The organism is Mesorhizobium sp. M0816, from assembly GCF_040320005.1.
Lineage (GTDB): Bacteria > Pseudomonadota > Alphaproteobacteria > Rhizobiales > Rhizobiaceae > Mesorhizobium.
Genome location: NZ_JAMYOT010000009.1, coordinates 1 through 18,147, shown reverse-complemented (window position 1 = coordinate 18,147; position 18,147 = coordinate 1). Strand labels below are relative to the sequence as shown.

The following is an 18,147-nucleotide window of genomic DNA, read 5'->3' as shown; positions in this document are numbered from 1 at the left end:
GTCGTCCGCGCCTTGGTGACGGGTCTACCACCATTCCGGGAAAGCCGCGTGAGCCGCCCTGGCCAGCGTCGGTATTTCCTGATCGGGAACGGAGCTGTAGGGCCAGAGCAGTCGCGGGCCGAGCGGCGCCCAGCCGCCGGCCGCCGCCATCGCCTTATCGAGTGCTGCATCACCGACATTGTAACGGGTGCGAAACGGTAGGACATGTGCGGCGAGGAAGGCCTGTATGCGGGCCTCGACCTCGGCAGCGGCGGCCATGTCGGTGCGGATTATCTGCCACCACATCATCGCGCCCTTCGGGTTGAGGCAGGCAACGTTGGAATAGCTGCCATGGGCCCCTCCAGCATAGCCTGTTGCCAGCGTGTGGCCGGGGACGAAGACGGAAAATCCGTCCAGTTTGCGGCGCATGTCGGCATACCAGCCGGCGTCGCCGCCCGGCAGCTTGGCGCCGACCAGCGATGGCACGGCCGCACGCAGACTGGCGATGCCGTCGAGCGTCAGGTGGCGCTTGGCGTGCGGCGGATTGTAGAGCACCAGCGGCGTTTCGGGCGCGGCGTCGCACATGCCGCCGGCAAAGCGCATGACCTCGTCGTCGCTGGGCGGCCACCAGTCGGGCAGCGTGAACTGCACCGCCGCCGGGCGAAGTCCGGCGACCCGCGCCAGTCGCTCCAGCGCGACGCGCGGATTGGACTGGCTGATGCCGATCTGGAAAGGAAGGCGCGCGCGGCCGGCTATGGTTGCGACCAACTCACAAAGCCGGTCGAATTCGGGCTCGGTCTGGCAATGGAATTCGCAGGCCGTGCCATTGGAATAGACGCCGTCGACGCCTGAGGCGCAGAGCCGGGCGATCGTCTCTTCCGTCGCCTGCCAGTCGATCGCTCCGCGATCGTCGATGGCCAGCATCACCGCGCCCCAGATGCCGCGCGGTGCGTGTGCGGGCAAGCGGGCCAGATGGTCGTCGAGGTCAGCGTCCACCGGCGATCTCGTGTTCGCGGCGGGTTTCGTTCGACGCGAAGGCAGCCTCGATAATGGCGATGATCTTGCGCGCATAGATGCCGTCGACCGGCACCGGCGTGTCATCGGCAATGGCATCGCGCATTGCGCTCCATTCGCGCACCAGAGCGTTATGCATCCAGTTCGGCTCAAAGGAACCGGGCAGCTCGGTCCAGACCGTCTCGCGGCCAAGCATGGTGCCGCGGTCCATGTCGATGCGCAGCGTTCCCCGCTCGCAGACCAGATCCATGGCGTAGGTGGTGGCGCCGGTGCGATAGCCGACGCTCTGCACCTGGCCGATGCCGCCGCCGGCGAAGCGCAATCCGAGCAGAGCGCTGTCGTCTGCTTCCTGGTCATGGAACTTGGCGCCGAGCATGCCGCTCACCGACACGACATCGTCATCCATCAGCCAGACCAGGCGATCGACCGCGTGGATGCCGGCCGTCAACAGCATGCCGCCGCCGGTCGCCTTGCGCAGATGCCAGTCGCGGCGATTGTGCTCCATCCACAGCTTGATGATCCAGCTCGATCCGGCGAGCGGCCGGCCGAGCTCGCCTTCCTCCAGAATTTGCCTGGCCGCTATGCAGGGCAGGGCGAAATGCATGAGGTGGGCGACCATCAGCTTGACGCCACCCTTGGCCACGGCGGCGTTGATCGCATCGCAGGCAGCCACCGTCGGCGCCATCGGTTTTTCGAGCAGGATATGCTTGCCGGCCTTTGCCGCGCCGATGGCCATTTCGGCATGGAGATGGTGCGGGCTGGCAATGAGGACCGCATCGACCTCCTTGTCGTCCAGCAGCCTTCGCCAGTCCGCGTAGCCGCGGCCGCCATGTTCAGCGGTGAATTGCTGCAGTGCGTCGGCATTTCCTCGAGAGGCGGCGACGAGGCGAATGCCGCCAGCCTCAGGGATTGCCCGCGCATGGCCTGCGCCGAAATCGCCGGCGCCGATAATTCCTATTCCAATCATGGTCCTGCCTTTTGATAGGCGGCGTCGATCAGCGACATCGCCGCAACATAATCTTCGATGGACACCGGCGGAGGCGCCTTTCTGGCCAGCCGGTCAAGCGTATCGCGCATGAACAGACGATAGCGCGTCGCCGGCAGTTCGACCGGCAAGTCGACGATTGCCGCGTCGTCGAGCGTTGCGCAGATAACATGGTCGCCATGATCGATGAGGGTGGCATTGGCACTGACGATGCGCCACTCGAAGTCACCGCCGGGGCGCATCGAAGCAAAGGTGTAACCGGCCTCGACGATGAACAGCGCGCCGGCCTCGTCTTCCAGCACCAGAAGTGCGTGATCCTCGACCGGGCCGGGATGGATGCGGTTCGCGATCGAAACGCTTTTCAGGCCGAGCTTGCCGGTTGCGAGGCTGAGTGCCGCGTCGACGCCGTGTATGCCGAGATTCCTCAACGCACCCCCGCCACCAACCGCCGGGTCGAGCACCCAGGCGACACCGTCGGCGATGTAGCGTTGCGGCGGGCCGTTGACCAGCCGGAACTGGCAATGCGCCACGGGGCCGGCGCGACCTTGCCGGCGCAGCCGTTCAAGGCCGGCAACGGCCGGCCCGAAACGGTTGGGCAGGGGAACAGCGACAAAAGCCTGGTGCTGCCTGGCAAGGTCGCGCAGCGCCATCAGTTCCCTCGTATGGCTGGCCGCCGGCTTCTCCAGGATCAGCGGTATCCTTGCCGCGATGATCGCACGTGCCCGCGCCGGCACCATCGAAGGGTGCCCCATCAACAGGATCACATCCGGCGGGCTGGAGAGTATCTCCTTGAAATCTTCGATAAACGGCAGGTCGTGATGCGCGGCGAACGCTTGCGCTTGGCCAGGATCCTCGTCCCAGATACCGGTGATCTCCGTGCCGTAAAAGCGTGCGGCGTCGAGGTGTATTTCGGCGTGCCAGTGGCTCGAGCCGGCGAGGGTAATCTTCATTCGGAGGCAGCAGCTTTGTTATGGGCTTGCAGGATATCCTACAAGTGGCTATACGACAAGCGGCGGGCAAGCTTCAGCGGATGATGAAGGCAGTGGGATGGCGGAACTGAAGTCGATCGAACCGTTGAGCAGACCGCCGCTGCTTCACGTCACCGTGCAGGAAAGCCTCAGGGCCTATATCGAAAGCAACCAGCTCAAGGCAGGCGATCCCCTGCCGCCGGAGACGTTCCTGGCGCAGCGGCTCGGCGTCGGCCGCAACTCCGTGCGGGAAGCCATCAAGGCGCTGGAATCGATCGGCATCCTGGAGACACGACGCGGCATCGGCGTGTTCGTCAAGGAGTTCTCGTTCAAGCCGCTGCTGGATAACCTGGCCTACGGTTTGCAGGATTCGCTGCGCGATGTCGAAGAGCTGCGCGAAATCCGTCGGGTGCTGGAAACCGGCCTCATCGCCAAGACGATCGAGATGATCAGTGCCGAGGACATCGAGGCGCTGCGCCAGTTGACCGAGCGCATGCGGCAACGTGCCGAGCGCCATGAGAGCTTCGCCGAAGAGGACCAGCAATTCCATCAGCTGCTGTTCCGCTGCCAGAACAATCACATGCTGAGCGCGCTGATCGACATCTTCTGGACGGCGTTCAACAAGGCCTCGAATTTCACCAATCTCGATAATCCGACGCCGCTGGCGACATGGCGCGACCATCACGAGATCGTCGAGGCTGTCGCCGCCAAGGACGTCGGCCAGGCGCGTCGGCGACTCGACGACCATTACCGGGGGATCCAGCAGGTTATCGCAAAAAACCGAACAAGCTGAAGAACAACCTGACTATGCCAAGGGAGGAAACCATGCGTATCAGGACCATCGCATTCTCAGTCGCCGGGCTGCTGCTCGCCAGCATTGCCCCATTGACCAGTGTCCAGGCACAAAGCGCCAAGACCATTGCGGGCGGCTTCGACGTCGGCCCCGGCGGTTTTCCCAAGAACTTCAACCCGCTGGTGGCGACCGGCGGCTACACCTGGCTCAGCACCTATTTTGAACCGCTGGTCATCTACAATGCCGGGCTGGCCGATATCGAAGGCGACCTCGCCAAGGACTACAAGATCAGCGACGACCAGCTGAGCTATACGTTCAACCTGGTCAACGAGACCTGGCATGACGGCAAACCGTTCACCTCGAAGGACGTCAAGTTCACCCTCGAGCTTGCCAAGAACAAGGCCTCCGGCAGCCTGTTTGCCGCCCGCCTCGCCAACATCGCCTCGGTCGATGCCCCGGATGACCACACCGCAGTGGTGAAGCTATCGAAACCGAACGGCTCGTTTCTATCCATCCTCTCGCAGCTGATGATCCTGCCGGAGCATGCCCTGGCCGCTCTGCCGCCGGAATCGCTGGCGACAAGCACCTGGTGGTCGACCACACCGGTCGGCACCGGCCCGTTCAAGTTCAAGCGCTACGTGACCGACCAATATGTCGAACTGGCAGCCGATGACGATTATCGCGGCGGCAAGCCGAAGGTAGACGTGCTCATCAACCGCTATTTCGAGTCGCCGGCGGCGGCCGTTGCCGCACTCCGTGCCGGCGAAATCCAGTTCACCTATGTCGAGCCCGACGATGCGGCATCGTTCAAGAGCGACAGCAATTTCAAGGTGATCGAAGGTGCCTCGTACGTGGTCAACTATATCGGCCTGAACCAGAAGGTCGACCTGTTTAGGGATATCCGTGTCCGCCAGGCGATCATGTACGCGATCGATCGCAACGCCATCATCGACAGCCTCTACGGCGGTGCCGCCGAGCCAGCCAATTGCGGCTATGTCGCGCCGCATCTCGTTCCCGCAGGCCTCGAACCCTATGCCTACGATCCGGCAAAGGCCAAGGCGCTGCTGAGCGAGGCCGGCTGGGACAAGATCAACGGCGACAAGCCGATCACCTTGCTGACCTATTACGGCTCGCCGCAAGCGGCCAATGTGATGGCCGCTGTCCAGTCGATGCTGGCCGAGGTCGGCATCAATGTGGTGCCGCGGGTCGTCGATACGCCGACCTACAACGGCATCGTCTACAAGCAAGGCACGCCGGACTGGAACGCCTTTCCGATGGTCTATGCCGGCCTGCAGAACGGCCCCAACCCGGCCGGCCTCAATCCCGGCCTCAACAAGTCGCAGATCCCGCCGGCAGGCTTCAACACCATGCGCATCGAGTTCGACGATCTGAGCACCGCATTGGACGCCGCGCTAGGCCAAACCGATCCGGCCAAGCTCGATCAATCCTGGCAGGGGGTCTGCAAGGTGATGAACAAGGAGCTACCCTGGGCGACGTTGTGGGTGGCCAACCGCTATGGCGTAGCCTCCAACAAGCTGCATGACTTCGTCTGGACGCCGGCGCCGGGCGGCGGCCCCTACGCAGCTCACCCCGAGCGCTGGGACATCCAGTAAGAAACCCGCAACCAAGCGAGCAGGCGGGACCACTTTGGCGCCGCCTGCCACCGCCACGGAAAGCCCATGTTGAGCTTCATCGCCCGCCGCAGCGCCACAGGATTGCTGATGCTGGTCGCGCTCAGCGTCCTCATCTTCATCCTGTTGCGGCTGGCGCCGGGCGATCCGATCGACGCCTATATCAACCCATCGGTCCCCATGTCGGCTTCCGACCTCGAGGGCCTGCGCGAACGGCTCGGGCTCGATCGGCCGCTTCCCGTGCAATATCTCGCCTGGCTGCGCGCGGCGCTGAGCGGTGACTTCGGCTATTCGATCCAGCGCAGCGGCGTTGCCGTGCTGCCACTGGTCATGGAACGCATCGGCCCGACGGCGCTGCTGATGGGTACGGGCCTGGCGATCGCCATCGTGCTCGGCATTTCCGCCGGCATTTTCAGCGCGGTGCGCCGTAACGAACCATCCGACATCGCGCTGTCGGTGCTGTCGTTTATCGGTATCTCCAGCCCGGCTTTTCTGACAGCGCTGCTCGGTCTCTATTTCTTCTCGGTGCTGCTGCGCTGGGCGCCGTCCGGCGGCATGCAGACCGCGGGTGCGCCGTTCTCGGCGACGGATGTGCTTGCGCACCTCGTCCTGCCCGCCTGCCTGCTGTCCGTCGGCCATGCCGCGCTGATCATGCGTTACATGCGCGCCTCGCTGCTGGAAGTGCTCAACCAGGATTACGTGCGGACGGCGCGTGCCAAGGGCGTGCGCGAGTTCTGGGTTATCATCAAGCACGCGACCCGCAATGCGCTCTTGCCGGTCATTACCTTGATCGGCTCGACTGTCGGCATCGCCATCGGCGGCGCCATCTTCCTGGAAAGCGTGTTCAACTGGCCGGGCATGGGACTGCTTCTGGTCAACGCCGTCGGCACCCGCGATTACCCGGTGATCATGGGCGCTACCCTGGTGATCGGCGTTTGCGTCATCCTGGTCAACCTCTTGACCGACGTCGTCTATGCCGTCGTCGACCCGCGCATTCAGGTGGCATGATGGCAATCACGGCGCCAGATCCTACAGTTGACCCGACAGCCGTGCCGCAAACCAAAGGCCCGCTTCGCCGCGCGCTCGACCGCTTTTTTGAAAACCGCGCGGCGCGTGCCGGGCTTTTGATCGTCATCCCGATCCTGCTGGCGGTTTCGACGTATCCTTTGTGGTGGCCGTTCGGTCCTAACACCATCGACCTCCGAGCAATGAACAAGGCGCCGTCGGCCATTCATTGGCTGGGCAGCGACGGCGTCGGGCGCGACGTCATGGCCCGGTTGCTGCAAGGCGGGCGGATCTCATTGCTGGTTGCCGTCAGCTCGGTCGCCATCTCCACCGTCATCGGCTTCCTGGTCGGCGCCGTCGCCAGCTTTGGCGGGCGCCTCGTCGACGGCACGGTGATGCGCCTGGTCGATCTGGCGATGACGCTGCCGCCGGTGATCTTCCTGCTGGTGCTGGCTTCGATCGCCGGCACCGGCATCGCGCCGACCATACTGGTGATCTCGCTGCTCTCCTGGCCGGTGCTGTCGCGCATGGTGCGCGCCCGGCTGCTCGAACTGCGCGAGCGCGATTTCGTCGTTGCCGCCCGCGGCATGGGGGCAGGGCTGCCGCATCTGCTGTTCCGGCACGGCCTGCCCAATTGCATCGATATCCTGGTCGTCTACGCCACCTTGCAGATCGCCAACGCCATCCTGCTCGAGGCCGGCCTGTCCTTCCTCGGCCTCGGCATCGCACCGCCCGAAGCCAGCTGGGGCAACATGCTCAATCTCGCCCGCTCCACCGTCGTGCTTGAAAATTACCCCTGGCAATGGATGTTCCCGGGCGCCGCACTGGTGCTCACCGTGCTCGCCATCAACTTCATCGGCGACGGCTTGCGCGACGCATTCGACCCCCGCTCCGATCTCAACTGACCTCAAAGGTTCATCAAAATGCCCCTGTTTACCGGCGTCGTGCCACCTGTCGTCACCCCGCTCAATGCCGATTTCAGCATCGACTTTCCGTCGTTCACCCGCACCATCGAGAACCTGCTCGACGGCGGCGTTCACGGGCTGTTCGTGCTCGGCTCGACCAGCGAGGTGGTCTTCCACGACGAGGCGGGCCGCAGGGCCGTCCTCGAGCACGCGGTCAAGGTCAATAACGGCCGGGTTCCGATCTTCGCCGGGGTCATCGACCCGACGACCGACCGCGTCATCAACCACGCCCGGATCGCCAGATCGGCCGGCGCCGACGCCATCGTCGTCACCGCGCCGTTTTATACCCGCACCAGCCAGCCGGAGATCGGCGACCACTTCCGCTATATCAAGGATGCGATCGACATTCCGGTCATCGCCTACGACATCCCGGTCTGCGTCCACGTCAAGCTGGAGCGCAAGACCACGGTCGGCCTCGCCAGGGAAGGCGCCATCGCGGGCATCAAGGATTCCAGCGGCGATGACGGCAATCTGCGTTACGTGCTCAAGGACATGGCCGACGACCCCGGCTTCTTCGGCATGACCGGCTCCGAGATACTGGTCGATAGCGTGCTGGCGATGGGTGCGCATGGCGTCGTGCCGGGGCTCGCCAATGTCGACCCGCATGGTTATGTCAGGCTGTGGAAGCTGACGCAGGCGGGCCAGCATGCCGAAGCCCGCCTGGAGCAGGAGCGGTTGTTGAAACTGTTCGAGATCGTCTGGATCTCGCTCGGCAGGACCAGCGCCGGCTCGGCCGGCGTCGGCGCCTTCAAGGCGGCGATGAAGAGCCTCGGCATCATCGCCTCGAACACCATGGCGCGGCCGCAGCGCAGCCTGAACGACGAGGAAACCGCAAAGATCGACATGATCCTTCGCGATGTGGGGCTGCTCCGCTGAGTGCCGCGCCGATCCTCTCGATTTCCGGCCTCCGCTCGGTGTTCCGCATCGCGGGGCGCGACATCGCGGCGGTAACGGATGTCGACCTGACGATCGGCTCCGGCGAGACGGTGGCGCTCGTCGGCGAATCCGGATCCGGCAAATCCGTCACCAGCCTGTCGATCATCGGCCTGTTGCCGAAAAGGGTCGGACATATTGCCGAGGGATCGATCGCGCTGCGGCGCAAGAACGGCACGGTCACCGAGCTGACCAGCCTCGATGCCGAGTCGCTGCGCAAGATACGCGGCAATGAGATCGGCATGGTGTTCCAGGAGCCGATGACCAGCCTCAACCCGGTCTACACGATCGGCGAGCAGATCGCCGAACCGATCCGCATCCATCTCGGCAAATCGCACCGCGAGGCAGCAGCGGACGCGGTGCGGCTGCTGGAACAGGTCGGCATTCCCGATCCGAAGCAGCGGGCGCGGCAATATCCACACGAACTTTCGGGCGGGATGCGCCAGCGCGCCACCATCGCCATGGCGCTGTCCTGCGATCCAGGCTTGCTGATCGCCGACGAGCCGACGACCGCGCTGGACGTCACCATACAGGCCCAGATCCTCGATCTTTTGGCCGAACTGCAGGCGCAGCGCGGCATGGGCATCCTGTTCGTCACCCACAATCTCGGCGTCGTCGCCGAAATCGCCGACCGGGTAGCGGTGATGTATGCGGGGCGTATCGTCGAAACAGGTCCGGTGAGCGAAGTGTTCACCCGTCCGCGTCATCCCTACACCGCCGGGTTGATGCGCTCGGTGCCGCGGCTCGGACAGGCCACGGCGCTGAAGGCGGCGGGAACGCCGCTGCCGACCATTGCCGGAAATGTTCCGTCGCTCGCCTTGCTGCCCAAAGGCTGTTCCTTCGCGCCGCGTTGCCCGATGGCTATCGCTGCCTGCCGCGCCGCGGTCCCTCCATTGTTTGGGGCGACGCCGACCCAGCAAAGCCGCTGCCTGCGCTGGGAGGAGCTCTGATGGCCGACGCCCCTTTCCTTTCGGTCAAAAACCTGACCAAGCATTTTGCGCCGACAGCGTTCTCGCGCGGACCCGTCGTAAGGGCGTTGGAGGATATTTCTTTCGATATCGGGCGTGGCCAGGTGGTCGGCCTGGTCGGCGAATCCGGCTCCGGCAAGACGACGATCGGCCGCTCGGTGCTGCGTCTGATCGAGCCGACATCCGGCCAAATCAAATATGACGGCACCGACATCACCAGGCTGGGTGCCGCCCAGTTGCGCCGCCAGCGCCGCAAGATGCAGTATATTTTCCAGGATCCCTTCGCCAGCCTGTCGCCGCGCATGACGATTGGGCAGATCCTCACCGAAGGCCTGGACATTCAAGGCATCGGCAAGAAGTCCGAGCGGCGGGCGAAGGCCGAGAAGGCACTTGCCGCGGTCGAGTTGCCGGTCGACGCCTATGACCGCTACGCCCATGAATTTTCGGGCGGCCAGCGCCAGCGCATCGGCATCGCCCGGGCGCTGACGCTCGAGCCGGAATTCATCGTTGCCGACGAGCCGGTCTCGGCACTCGACGTCTCGATCCAGGCGCAAATCATCAATCTGTTGCGCGACCTGCAGCTCCGGCTCGGCCTGACCATGCTGTTCATTTCGCACGATCTGGCCGTCGTCGAGTACATCTGCGACACGGTCATCGTGCTCTATCTCGGGCGCATCATGGAAGTTGCGCCGGCGGCCGAGCTTTATGCCCGGCCGCAGCATCCCTACACGCGCGCGCTGCTGTCAGCCATTCCATCGCTCGATCCGCTGGCCAGGCAAGGCCGGCAGGTGCTCAAGGGCGATATTCCAAGCCCGGCAAACCCGCCGTCGGGCTGCGTTTTCCGAACCCGTTGCCCGTTCGCGCTGGAGGCTTGCGCCGGGGCTGTGCCGCCGCTGAGGGCGACAGCCGAGGGCCATCTGAAGGCCTGCATCCGCGACGACATCGCTTAGGTTTTTTGCCCTGTGCCTACGGGAGAACTTGGGCGAGATGGACAAGGTCGTCGGCCACAAAGTCCCAGCTCTCAAGAGGCGAGAGATCGGTCGTCTGCGCCGGGCCATGCTCTTTTGGCCGAGCAACAAAGGCGGTTCCGATACCGCATTTTCGTGCCGCAGCCAGGTCGTCATTATGCGCGGCGACTAACACGGCCTCCGAAGGTCGCACCACCAGGATCTCCACTGCGCGGAGATAAGCCTGCGGCGCAGGCTTGTAGGTGCCGAACACATCCGAGCCAAGGACGGTGTCCCAAGGCAGGCCGGCGCGCTTGGCCATATCCAGCAACAGCCGGGTATTGGCCCCTGACAAGGGCACGATGATGAAGCGTTCCTTTAGCCTCGCAAGGCCTTTCAGCGAATCGGGCCACGGCTCCAGCCGGTGCCAGGCGAGGTTGAGTTCCTCAAGTTCGGTGGTCGGCAGCTCGGATGGGGCCAGCCCGAACTGGACGAGGGTGGCGTCCAGATTCTCCCTGTTGATCACGTCAAGTGAAACGAAAGGCCGGTGCCCCGTCCGCACCGCCTCGGTCGAGGCGTCATAGCGCGACGCCCACGCATCGGCGAATTCACCGGGATCGACCTGCTCTGCACCAACTCGCGCGAGGAAGGCTCCGGCCTCCCTTGCGATACCGCTGCGCCAATCAACGACGGTTCCCAGGACATCGAAGAATAGGACTCGAGTGGCGGTCATATTGAGCTTTCCGGTCGGGTTGCGGTGCGTGTCCTGCCCCGCATCGGTCGCGATAGGACGAATCGACTTCGTCGAGCTGCTGATCAGATAGTAAAGCCTGATCGCGAAGGTGGTTCCCCCGACCTCATTGAAACGTCGTCGACACCAACCCATATGCAATGCGCGTCGGATGTTTCCTCCCATTCGTCCGGCGCGTTCCCCTCTGAAGGTTTTCGACCTTCACATCTGGCCGGGCTTTGCAGCCCGGCCTTTTTTCTACGGGGTTGGTGAGCGAGCCGAGATCATGGCGCAGGCGTGCCCAGCGTATCGATGCGTTTCGCCAGCGCCGCGGGATCGCCAAGCACACGGACCGTCTTCAGCCGAGCGGTGCCGCCGGCGACGATCGAGACGGCCGAAGCGGCCACGCCAAGCGCCTTGGCGACCAGCCTTTCCAGCGCTCGATTGGCGGCGCCGTTTTCCGGCACGGCGCGGACGCGAGCCTTCAGATGGCTTCGCCCATCCGCGGTCGTTTCGGGCCCCTCGAGCCTGTCCATCGCTGATTTCGGCGTCAGCCGGACGAACAGGTCGATGCCGTCGGCGCGCGTGCGGAACGGCGCGCTCATGGGACGCCTGCACTCAGACGACCAGCGAAAGCACGGTGGTGAGCAGGAACTGCCGGATGAAGAACAGGATCAGCAGCAGGATGATCGGCGAGATGTCGATGCCGCCGAGATCTGGCATGAAGCGGCGGATCGGCCGCAGCGCCGGCTCGGTCAGCCGATAGAGCATGTTGCTGATGGTGTCGACGAACTGGTTGCGCGAGTTGACGACGTTGAAGGCGTAGAGCCAGGAAAATATCGCCGAGGCGATGATGATCCACCAGTAAAGGTCAAGCGCCATGACAATGGTCTGAATGAGGGCGATCATGCCGGTCTCCGATTGTTGCCGACATGTAGCCACTGTAGGTGAAAGCGGCAAGAGCCGCCTTACGCCGCATGGCGAAGCCGGCCGAACGGCCGAACGGCATTTCGGCAGCAAGCGCAGCCTTGACAGGAAACCGCAGCGGCCGATAAAAGCCCCATCCGCTGGACGGGGCTGTAGCTCAGCTGGGAGAGCGCGTCGTTCGCAATGACGAGGTCAGGAGTTCGATCCTCCTCAGCTCCACCAGCGGATTTTTAGAATCCCTTGCCTGGTTGCATGCCGAAGACCCGCTTGGAGTCCATGGCTATCCTCAGCTGAAGCAACCGAATGCATCGCGAGCCTCTGCCGGCTTGGCACTGTCATCGCCGGGTGGATTCACATCGGCGACGTAAAGGCCTTCTACACCAGTAGCGTATGCGGCCTATTGCTACTGCGCCTCGTCCTTGCCAGACTTGGCCCGTCTTCAAAACCGAGGGGAATTCACTATGACCAGCACGACAAGACGTGATTTTGTAGGTCTTACAGGAGTGGCGGCGACTGCCCTGGCCAGTGCTGTTGCAACACGAGCTACCGCTGCTGAAACCGACGTATCGCCATCGTTCGATGAGGTTCTTCAAGAGTACAATCAAAACAACACAGAAAGGACTAGATCAAAGCTGGCGATCTATGTGGTGCTTTCTCATCTGCACGCCAGCCTCGAGGACGAATTTAGTGACCTTGGGCTAGAGCTGCCTTTAGGAAAAAAGGCCTTGCCATCGAAGCTGCCGGCCAATTTCGAGGACGCGCAGGTTGCACCCCTTCCTTGGCTCTTCAAGCCCTCGGAAGTTACCGACCACGAACGAAACGGCTATGCGACGATTGCAATGCGAATGAACGCAGTGATGGCAAGACACACCGCCGACGTGAGTGTCGGGGTTTCGCATATCATGTCGCACAAGGGATAGGCGCGACCTTGCCGGCGAGCACGGCACGTCAGGCGAGCACAACGCCGGCCGGCGATTTGTTGTTGCGGGCGAACCGATTGCCTGTTTTCGCGAGGCGACTGCGCTGCGAGAGTCCTCACAATGGATAAATCCTTCCGGGACGCGCCGCGCGAGATAGCAAAGCTCTCGGCACCCCGGCCAGTGGGAATTGTCAGCCGTCCGCGCGTAGTGGCGCTGCTTTCGCAGGCCCTCGACAGCGGTGCATGCTGGCTGGCTGCGCCTGGTGGATACGGCAAGACCACCGCGGTGATCGACTTTCTGGAACACGGCGGGCTGGAACAAGGCGGGCTGAAGCAAGGCGAATCGGCGTACAACTGGTATCGGGTCGACACCGAGGACCAGGACGTTGCGCGCCTTTTCCACTATCTGACGCTGTCGCTCGACGGCAGGCATGCCGGCATGCCGGTCTTTGGTCCGGAATATGCCGACAATTCCGACGATTTCGCGCGGCTGTTCTTCCGCACCTATTTCTCGCGGCTTGATCCGGGCACGATCCTGGTCCTCGACGATCTGCATCGTGCCGATGCGCCAGGCTTTCGCCGGACGCTGGCGATCCTGTTGCGCGAACGCCCCAACACCGTCCGCTGCATCTGCACATCGCGGATGCTGCCCGAGGGCGATGTCGCCGACCTCGTGCTGTCGGGACAGTTGCCGGTGCTCAACCAAACGCTGCTGGAGTTTTCGCCTGCGGAGGCTCGCAACCTCGTCGCCGCCCGCTCGCAATCGCCGTCCGAGGTCGGCGACATTTCGGAGGCGCGCGGCTGGGCGGTGGGGCTTCTCCTGCTGGCCAACGCCGGAATGTACTACCCGCTTTCGCAGACCGGCCTTGCCGGAGGCGCCGGCCTTCGGGAGATTGTCGGACGTTATTTCCTGCGCGACATCGCGCCGGAGGACCAGGATCTGCTTATCAGGCTCAACGTTCTGCCGGAGATCAGCACGGAGCTTGCCGATGCGTTCCTGGGCTCGCCGCAGGCTGCTCGCCTGCTGGTGCGGCTGCAGCATCGCCAGCTGCTGATCACGCGCGACGGTCCGGGCGGCGCCGCCTTCCAGCTGCATGACTTGTTGCGCGAATACCTTGCCGGCCTACTGGACCGGCGCGTGACGGAAGCGGACCGTTCCAGGCTGCGCGAGCAGGCAGCAAAGGTCCTGCACGAGGCAGACAAAACCGATGCGGCAATCGTGCTGGCGTTGCAGGCGGGCGCCTGGCCGCTGGCACGCCAGCTCATTCTGGAGTGCGCTAACGGCGTTCTCTCGCAAGGGCGCAGGGCCAGCTTCGTCGAATGGTGCAACAGGCTGCCCCCCGACCAGATGGACGGGTGGGTCCATTATTGGCTGGGCGTCGCCTTCGCATCGGACGATGCGAAGGCCGAACCGCACTTCTCCAAGGCCTGGCAAGCATTCGAGAACACCGACATGCGCGGCCAATGCCTGACGGTCGCGCGGGCGGTCGTAGTCAAGACCGCCAGCTGGCGTACGCATGAGGGGCTGGCGGATTGGACGCGCCGAGCCTCACAGGTTCTTGCCAAGGGATTGCCGGAGTTGGATCCGGAGGAACTCATGATGGTCAGGCTCGGCATCCTGCGGGCCGTCGATTTCGCCGAACCTGGCGAATTCGACGCCCATGACGCGAAGCGCCTCGTGAATGATATCCAGCAGCGCCTGACACATCTGCCGATCGAGGATTCGGTCGAGTTGCGCCTGCTGGCAAGCGAAGCGCTCATCGACTACGCGACCTCGTCGGGGCAGCGCGACATTTTTGCCAATGCCGTGGACAGCGTTGCCGCCGATCTCGAACATCCGGATATCCCGCCGCTGGTGCTCGGCATGTGGCTGGTGTCCTTTGGCTCGGCCAGCGGCCGTTACTTCCCCTATTCGCGGCGCGGTTTTGTCTATGCCTCGGCCGAGGATGCGTTGCGACGCGCAACGGCGATAGGCGAGCAGCACGCCTTACGGGGCGTCGAGTTCAGCGCCCTCTATCAGCTTCAATTGCTGATGAAGCTTCACAACAGGTTCTCGGAATTCAATGCGCTCGTCTCCCGGCTGGGCGAGATCGCGGACAGCAGGTTCACAACCCAGGTCGCTGTAGTCGCCGACTGCCACGCGGCGATGCACACGCGCAACGGCGACTTCGTCAAGGCTTATCTCGACTGCGATGCCTTCATGGATGCGATCGAGCGGGCGAATGAGCCGATGATCGAACGCTGGCCGCATTACGTCACCAAATACCAGGTCCTGCTGGCCGACCGGCGTCCGGCGGAGGCGATTGCGCTACTCCAGGAGATCGCCGAAAGGCTGAGCGGCGGCCCTCGCCAGCGCGTCGAACTCAACATTCTGGCCGCTCAGGCCCTGGAGCAGAAGTGGAAAGGCGGCGCGTCCCATGGCACTCGTCTGGCTGAATTCATGGAGGCGTTGCGCGAGGTCAATCCCTCCGCGATCCTGCTCAACCTGCCGGACTTGCTAGCCGAGCTGATCGCCGATGCGCTGGAGCGAAAGATCGATGTCGATCTCTGCCGCCGCGTCGTTCGGGCGCGATATCTGGTCCCGCCCGTCGGCCGACCCGCCCAATGGCCTTGGCCGCTCAGGATCCACCTCATGGGAGGTTTCCGGCTTGAGATCGACGGCGCCGAGGTTGCGCCCGGCGCCAAACCGACCCGCGCGCTCGACATATTGCGCATTATCTGCCTGTCGAGGGACCAGGTCTGTTCGGTGGAAACCCTGCAAGATTGGCTCTGGCCCGACCTCGACGGCGACCAGGCCAAGGCGGCCTTGGAGCAGGCGCTGCATCGTTTGCGCAAATTGCTCGGGCAAGGCGATCTCGTAACGCTGAGAGAAGGCCGTTTGCGACTCGCGGCCGACAAGGTCTGGGTCGATCTGCAGGATTGGGAAGACCGGCTGAAACGCGTGCTGTCGGGCCAAAGAGACAGCACGATCGAGGAGAAGGAAGCGCTGCTGGAAGGCTTTGTCGGCCCGCTTTTCTCGAATGGCCCGATGCCCGCCTGGTCGAACGCCGCGGCCGACCGGGTGCGGGACGGGTTGGTGGAGCTTGCCGTGCGGATCGCCAAACACTGGCAGAGCCAAGGCAACGCGGATCGGGCACGCCAGGCGTGCCGGCGTGCGCTCGATTTCTACCCGGAATCGGCCAAACTCCATGGCGCGCTCATCCAGGAGAGCCTCTCCAGAAACGACCATGCCGGCGCCATCGAGGATTACCGGCGCTATGAACGCGCGCTCGCTTCGACCGGCGATGACGAGCCCTCGCCTTTGCTGCGTTCGCTCGTGCGCCCGTTTCTCTAGACCGGTTCATCGTTTCACGGAAACGCCGAACCGCTCTATCTCTTTATTTTTGCGCAATTCCGGACGGAAAACCGTTCCACACTTTTCCTGGAATTGCTCTGGCGCAGCTCGGAACTCCGTAAGCCGTCCGTAAGTCGCGGTCTGGGAACCTCGGCCCGTCGATCAAAACCGATCGCCGGAGGCCTGAAGCCCCCGACACCAACACTCACAGGAAGGAAAAGGTCATGCCGTATACTGCCAGAGCAACTTCGAGAGTGCGTGGCGGCACCATCCGGGCTGGAGCCACAAGACTTTCCGACCAGCTCAGGATCGGGCCTTGGTCGCTCCTCTCGCCCGAAGCTGTCATACAGCAAAAGTACAACTCCCTTGGAGGCGCCGGCTTCGCCGAGATCGACAGGAAGGACACTGGAAAAGCCTGGTATCTCAAGAACGGCTCATGCATTTGTTACAACGATGCCATGCACGACGCCTTTGAGATCCATGGCGAAATCTACAGGAAGTGGATTGCGCTTGGCGGTCTCGCGTGGGGCATTCCCTGCACCGACGAAACCGGAACTCCCGACGGCGTCGGCCGATACAATCACTTCAACAACAATACCGCTTCGATCTACTGGACACCGAATACCGGTGCTCAAGCGATTTGGGGGGCAATTCGCGGCAAATGGGCAGCAATGGGCTGGGAGCGCTCGGTTCTCGGCTATCCGGTCACCGACGAAACCGGAACTCCCGACGGCGTCGGGCGCTACAACCATTTTGCCAATGCCGGCTCGATCTACTGGACACCGAACACAGGAGCCAACGTGGTGTACGGTGACATCCGCAAGAAGTGGGAGAGCCTGGGCTGGGAACAGTCATATCTGGGATATCCCACGACCGACGAGACCGAATTTGCCGATGGTGGCCGTGCCAATCTGTTTGAAAACGGCGGCATATACTGGTGGCCCGACACCGACGCGATCGACCTTCGAGATGTCGTCGTCCACTATACCGGCCTCCATTGCTTCGGCGAGACCGACTGGGATCAGGGATCGAGTGCGGACGAACCCTATGTCATCGTCAGCGTGACAACGCCGCAGATCGCCGACACCAAGCGCAGCCAGGTCTATGGCGACGTCGATGCCGGAGATACAAGACCCGACCTTATGGAAATCTATCGAGGCAAGCCTTACGGCATCAATATCGGCACGGTGCTGATGGAAAACGATTTTGGCGACCCCAACAAATACAAGGACGAGGTGCAGAAGATCGTCATGGGCGTCCATACGGCGGGCACGCTCGCTTTGGGCCTCATTCCGGTGGCAGGACCTATCATTGCCGCGATAGCCGGCCCGGCCCTGGGATCCTTGATGCCATCGATCGGCGGCGCCATCAGCGATCTCTTCGATTGGGGCGATGACAGGATCGGGAGCGCGACAGTAACCATCTCCGCAAAGCAGATGGTGTTGCTCGCTGCACGCACGAACAATACCACCTTCAGCGGGATTGGGTTCAAGGTGGAAACACCCCTGATTTCCGGCGAGGGGGCTTCCTACAAAGCCTATTTTGGCTTTGTGCCTGCCTAGGCCAATCGCCCTGGCAAAAAAGCTTGCCGGGACAATCAACTTACCAGCCCCGCCTTCCGTTGGCGGGGCTGCCAGTTCGCGACAGAGAGTTTTATTGCCCTGGTACCTCTGCACAGAGGATTTGATGGGTTAGCTGAGCTCTGGGTAGGCTTTCGGGTTCGACGAGCAGTTCGATATTGCGCGCGAGGCCGGATTGCCTGCGGATCAATCCGCTGAGCGCCGCCTCCAGGCCTATCTCCACGAAGCGCTTGGTGCGGTAGACCGTGGAGCCGCCGACCACCACCGTGGCGGCGATGGCCTCGTCGCCCAGGCCGGCATTGGCAGCGAGCAGGATCTGGGCCCGCTTGGAGCTGACCGAGCACGAACAGCTGTCGCGCGAGACTCGCGGTTGCCAACATGGCGGAAGCAATCTCCACGAGGTGCTGACCACGAAACGGTATCATGGAACTATTGCCAATGCCGTCATGGCGAGAGTGTTAGCGCAATC

The 18,147-nt window shown here is 63.2% G+C and carries 16 protein-coding genes, 1 tRNA gene and 1 pseudogene; 11 read left to right on the top strand and 7 right to left on the bottom strand.

The window, feature by feature from the left end; all coding sequences use genetic code 11:
- Positions 1 to 24: 24 nt before the first annotated feature.
- The 3 genes from NKI17_RS15685 to NKI17_RS15675 are packed head-to-tail and all read right to left on the bottom strand — an operon-like array spanning position 25 to position 2,928.
- Positions 25 to 975: a dihydrodipicolinate synthase family protein gene (locus tag NKI17_RS15685; RefSeq protein WP_352906294.1), complete on the bottom strand. Its 951-nt coding sequence runs from the start codon at positions 973 to 975 to the stop codon at positions 25 to 27.
- Complete coding sequence (locus NKI17_RS15680; RefSeq protein ID WP_352906293.1) at positions 965 to 1,960, bottom strand: Gfo/Idh/MocA family protein; 996 nt, start codon at positions 1,958 to 1,960, stop codon at positions 965 to 967. Before NKI17_RS15680 ends, NKI17_RS15685 begins: the two co-directional genes overlap by 11 nt.
- A complete protein-coding gene (locus tag NKI17_RS15675) occupies positions 1,957 to 2,928 on the bottom strand; it encodes a Gfo/Idh/MocA family protein (RefSeq protein ID WP_031212079.1) in 972 nt (323 codons plus the stop codon). The genes NKI17_RS15680 and NKI17_RS15675 overlap by 4 nt, the downstream gene beginning before the upstream one ends.
- 97 nt (positions 2,929 to 3,025) lie before the next feature.
- On the opposite strand from NKI17_RS15675, the gene NKI17_RS15670 reads away from it, so the two are divergent.
- From NKI17_RS15670 to NKI17_RS15640, 7 genes are all read left to right on the top strand, one after another.
- On the top strand, positions 3,026 to 3,739 hold the full coding sequence (locus NKI17_RS15670; protein WP_352696935.1) for a FadR/GntR family transcriptional regulator: 714 nt from the start codon (positions 3,026 to 3,028) through the stop codon (positions 3,737 to 3,739).
- Positions 3,740 to 3,771: 32 nt separating this feature from the next.
- Complete coding sequence (locus tag NKI17_RS15665; protein WP_023678170.1) at positions 3,772 to 5,352, top strand: ABC transporter substrate-binding protein; 1,581 nt, start codon at positions 3,772 to 3,774, stop codon at positions 5,350 to 5,352.
- 66 nt (positions 5,353 to 5,418) lie between these two features.
- Positions 5,419 to 6,378 carry an ABC transporter permease gene (locus NKI17_RS15660; protein WP_023678169.1) on the top strand — a complete coding sequence of 320 codons (960 nt, stop codon included), beginning with the start codon at positions 5,419 to 5,421 and terminating at the stop codon, positions 6,376 to 6,378.
- Complete coding sequence (locus NKI17_RS15655) at positions 6,375 to 7,280, top strand: ABC transporter permease (RefSeq protein WP_023678168.1); 906 nt, start codon at positions 6,375 to 6,377, stop codon at positions 7,278 to 7,280. The genes NKI17_RS15660 and NKI17_RS15655 overlap by 4 nt, the downstream gene beginning before the upstream one ends.
- Before the next feature lie 18 nt (positions 7,281 to 7,298).
- Positions 7,299 to 8,216, top strand: a complete 918-nt coding sequence (locus tag NKI17_RS15650; RefSeq protein ID WP_352451273.1) for a dihydrodipicolinate synthase family protein — start codon at positions 7,299 to 7,301, stop codon at positions 8,214 to 8,216.
- On the top strand, positions 8,213 to 9,223 hold the full coding sequence (locus tag NKI17_RS15645) for an ABC transporter ATP-binding protein (protein WP_352782354.1): 1,011 nt from the start codon (positions 8,213 to 8,215) through the stop codon (positions 9,221 to 9,223). Before NKI17_RS15650 ends, NKI17_RS15645 begins: the two co-directional genes overlap by 4 nt.
- Positions 9,223 to 10,191 (top strand): ABC transporter ATP-binding protein, encoded by a 969-nt coding sequence (locus NKI17_RS15640; RefSeq protein ID WP_352906292.1) that lies wholly within the window; start codon positions 9,223 to 9,225, stop codon positions 10,189 to 10,191. The genes NKI17_RS15645 and NKI17_RS15640 overlap by 1 nt, the downstream gene beginning before the upstream one ends.
- A 16-nt stretch (positions 10,192 to 10,207) precedes the next feature.
- On the opposite strand, the gene NKI17_RS15635 is transcribed toward NKI17_RS15640, so the two are convergent.
- The 3 genes from NKI17_RS15635 to NKI17_RS15625 all read right to left on the bottom strand — a co-directional run bounded on the left by NKI17_RS15635 (position 10,208) and on the right by NKI17_RS15625 (position 11,827).
- The gene (locus NKI17_RS15635; protein ID WP_352906291.1) at positions 10,208 to 11,104 is read right to left on the bottom strand and encodes a haloacid dehalogenase type II; all 897 of its coding nucleotides are present in this window, start codon (positions 11,102 to 11,104) and stop codon (positions 10,208 to 10,210) included.
- Positions 11,105 to 11,202: 98 nt separating this feature from the next.
- Positions 11,203 to 11,523: a DUF167 family protein gene (locus NKI17_RS15630; RefSeq protein ID WP_352906290.1), complete on the bottom strand. Its 321-nt coding sequence runs from the start codon at positions 11,521 to 11,523 to the stop codon at positions 11,203 to 11,205.
- A gap of 13 nt (positions 11,524 to 11,536) precedes the next feature.
- Positions 11,537 to 11,827, bottom strand: coding sequence for a YggT family protein (locus NKI17_RS15625; protein ID WP_023678162.1), 291 nt, complete (start codon positions 11,825 to 11,827; stop codon positions 11,537 to 11,539).
- Between the two features lie 164 nt (positions 11,828 to 11,991).
- On the opposite strand from NKI17_RS15625, the gene NKI17_RS15620 reads away from it, so the two are divergent.
- The 4 genes from NKI17_RS15620 (at position 11,992) to NKI17_RS15605 (ending at position 17,660) form a co-directional block, all read left to right on the top strand.
- Positions 11,992 to 12,067, top strand: a tRNA-Ala gene (locus NKI17_RS15620).
- A gap of 239 nt (positions 12,068 to 12,306) precedes the next feature.
- Positions 12,307 to 12,765, top strand: a complete 459-nt coding sequence (locus NKI17_RS15615; protein ID WP_352906288.1) for a hypothetical protein — start codon at positions 12,307 to 12,309, stop codon at positions 12,763 to 12,765.
- Between the two features lie 120 nt (positions 12,766 to 12,885).
- Entirely contained in the window at positions 12,886 to 16,098 is a 3,213-nt protein-coding gene (locus NKI17_RS15610) for an AfsR/SARP family transcriptional regulator (protein ID WP_352906286.1), read from the top strand.
- Between the two features lie 224 nt (positions 16,099 to 16,322).
- Complete coding sequence (locus NKI17_RS15605) at positions 16,323 to 17,660, top strand: LGFP repeat-containing protein (protein ID WP_352594112.1); 1,338 nt, start codon at positions 16,323 to 16,325, stop codon at positions 17,658 to 17,660.
- Positions 17,661 to 17,871: 211 nt separating this feature from the next.
- Here NKI17_RS15605 and NKI17_RS15600 read toward each other — a convergent pair.
- A pseudogene (locus tag NKI17_RS15600) lies at positions 17,872 to 18,006 on the bottom strand (IS630 family transposase); the annotation flags it as partial.
- Positions 18,007 to 18,147 lie beyond the last annotated feature (141 nt).

Excerpts from the sequence above, each read along its gene's own strand:
- NKI17_RS15610 (WP_352906286.1), top strand. The coding sequence starts at position 12,886 with ATGGATAAATCCTTCCGGGACGCGCCGCGCGAGATAGCAAAGCTCTCG.
- NKI17_RS15670 (WP_352696935.1), top strand. The coding sequence starts at position 3,026 with ATGGCGGAACTGAAGTCGATCGAACCGTTGAGCAGACCGCCGCTGCTT.
- NKI17_RS15680 (WP_352906293.1), bottom strand. The coding sequence starts at position 1,960 with ATGATTGGAATAGGAATTATCGGCGCCGGCGATTTCGGCGCAGGCCAT.
- NKI17_RS15605 (WP_352594112.1), top strand. The coding sequence starts at position 16,323 with ATGCCGTATACTGCCAGAGCAACTTCGAGAGTGCGTGGCGGCACCATC.
- NKI17_RS15635 (WP_352906291.1), bottom strand. The coding sequence starts at position 11,104 with ATGGGAGGAAACATCCGACGCGCATTGCATATGGGTTGGTGTCGACGA.
- NKI17_RS15625 (WP_023678162.1), bottom strand. The coding sequence starts at position 11,827 with ATGATCGCCCTCATTCAGACCATTGTCATGGCGCTTGACCTTTACTGG.
- NKI17_RS15655 (WP_023678168.1), top strand. The coding sequence starts at position 6,375 with ATGATGGCAATCACGGCGCCAGATCCTACAGTTGACCCGACAGCCGTG.
- NKI17_RS15665 (WP_023678170.1), top strand. The coding sequence starts at position 3,772 with ATGCGTATCAGGACCATCGCATTCTCAGTCGCCGGGCTGCTGCTCGCC.
- NKI17_RS15615 (WP_352906288.1), top strand. The coding sequence starts at position 12,307 with ATGACCAGCACGACAAGACGTGATTTTGTAGGTCTTACAGGAGTGGCG.
- NKI17_RS15630 (WP_352906290.1), bottom strand. The coding sequence starts at position 11,523 with ATGAGCGCGCCGTTCCGCACGCGCGCCGACGGCATCGACCTGTTCGTC.
- NKI17_RS15675 (WP_031212079.1), bottom strand. The coding sequence starts at position 2,928 with ATGAAGATTACCCTCGCCGGCTCGAGCCACTGGCACGCCGAAATACAC.
- NKI17_RS15660 (WP_023678169.1), top strand. The coding sequence starts at position 5,419 with ATGTTGAGCTTCATCGCCCGCCGCAGCGCCACAGGATTGCTGATGCTG.
- NKI17_RS15650 (WP_352451273.1), top strand. The coding sequence starts at position 7,299 with ATGCCCCTGTTTACCGGCGTCGTGCCACCTGTCGTCACCCCGCTCAAT.
- NKI17_RS15640 (WP_352906292.1), top strand. The coding sequence starts at position 9,223 with ATGGCCGACGCCCCTTTCCTTTCGGTCAAAAACCTGACCAAGCATTTT.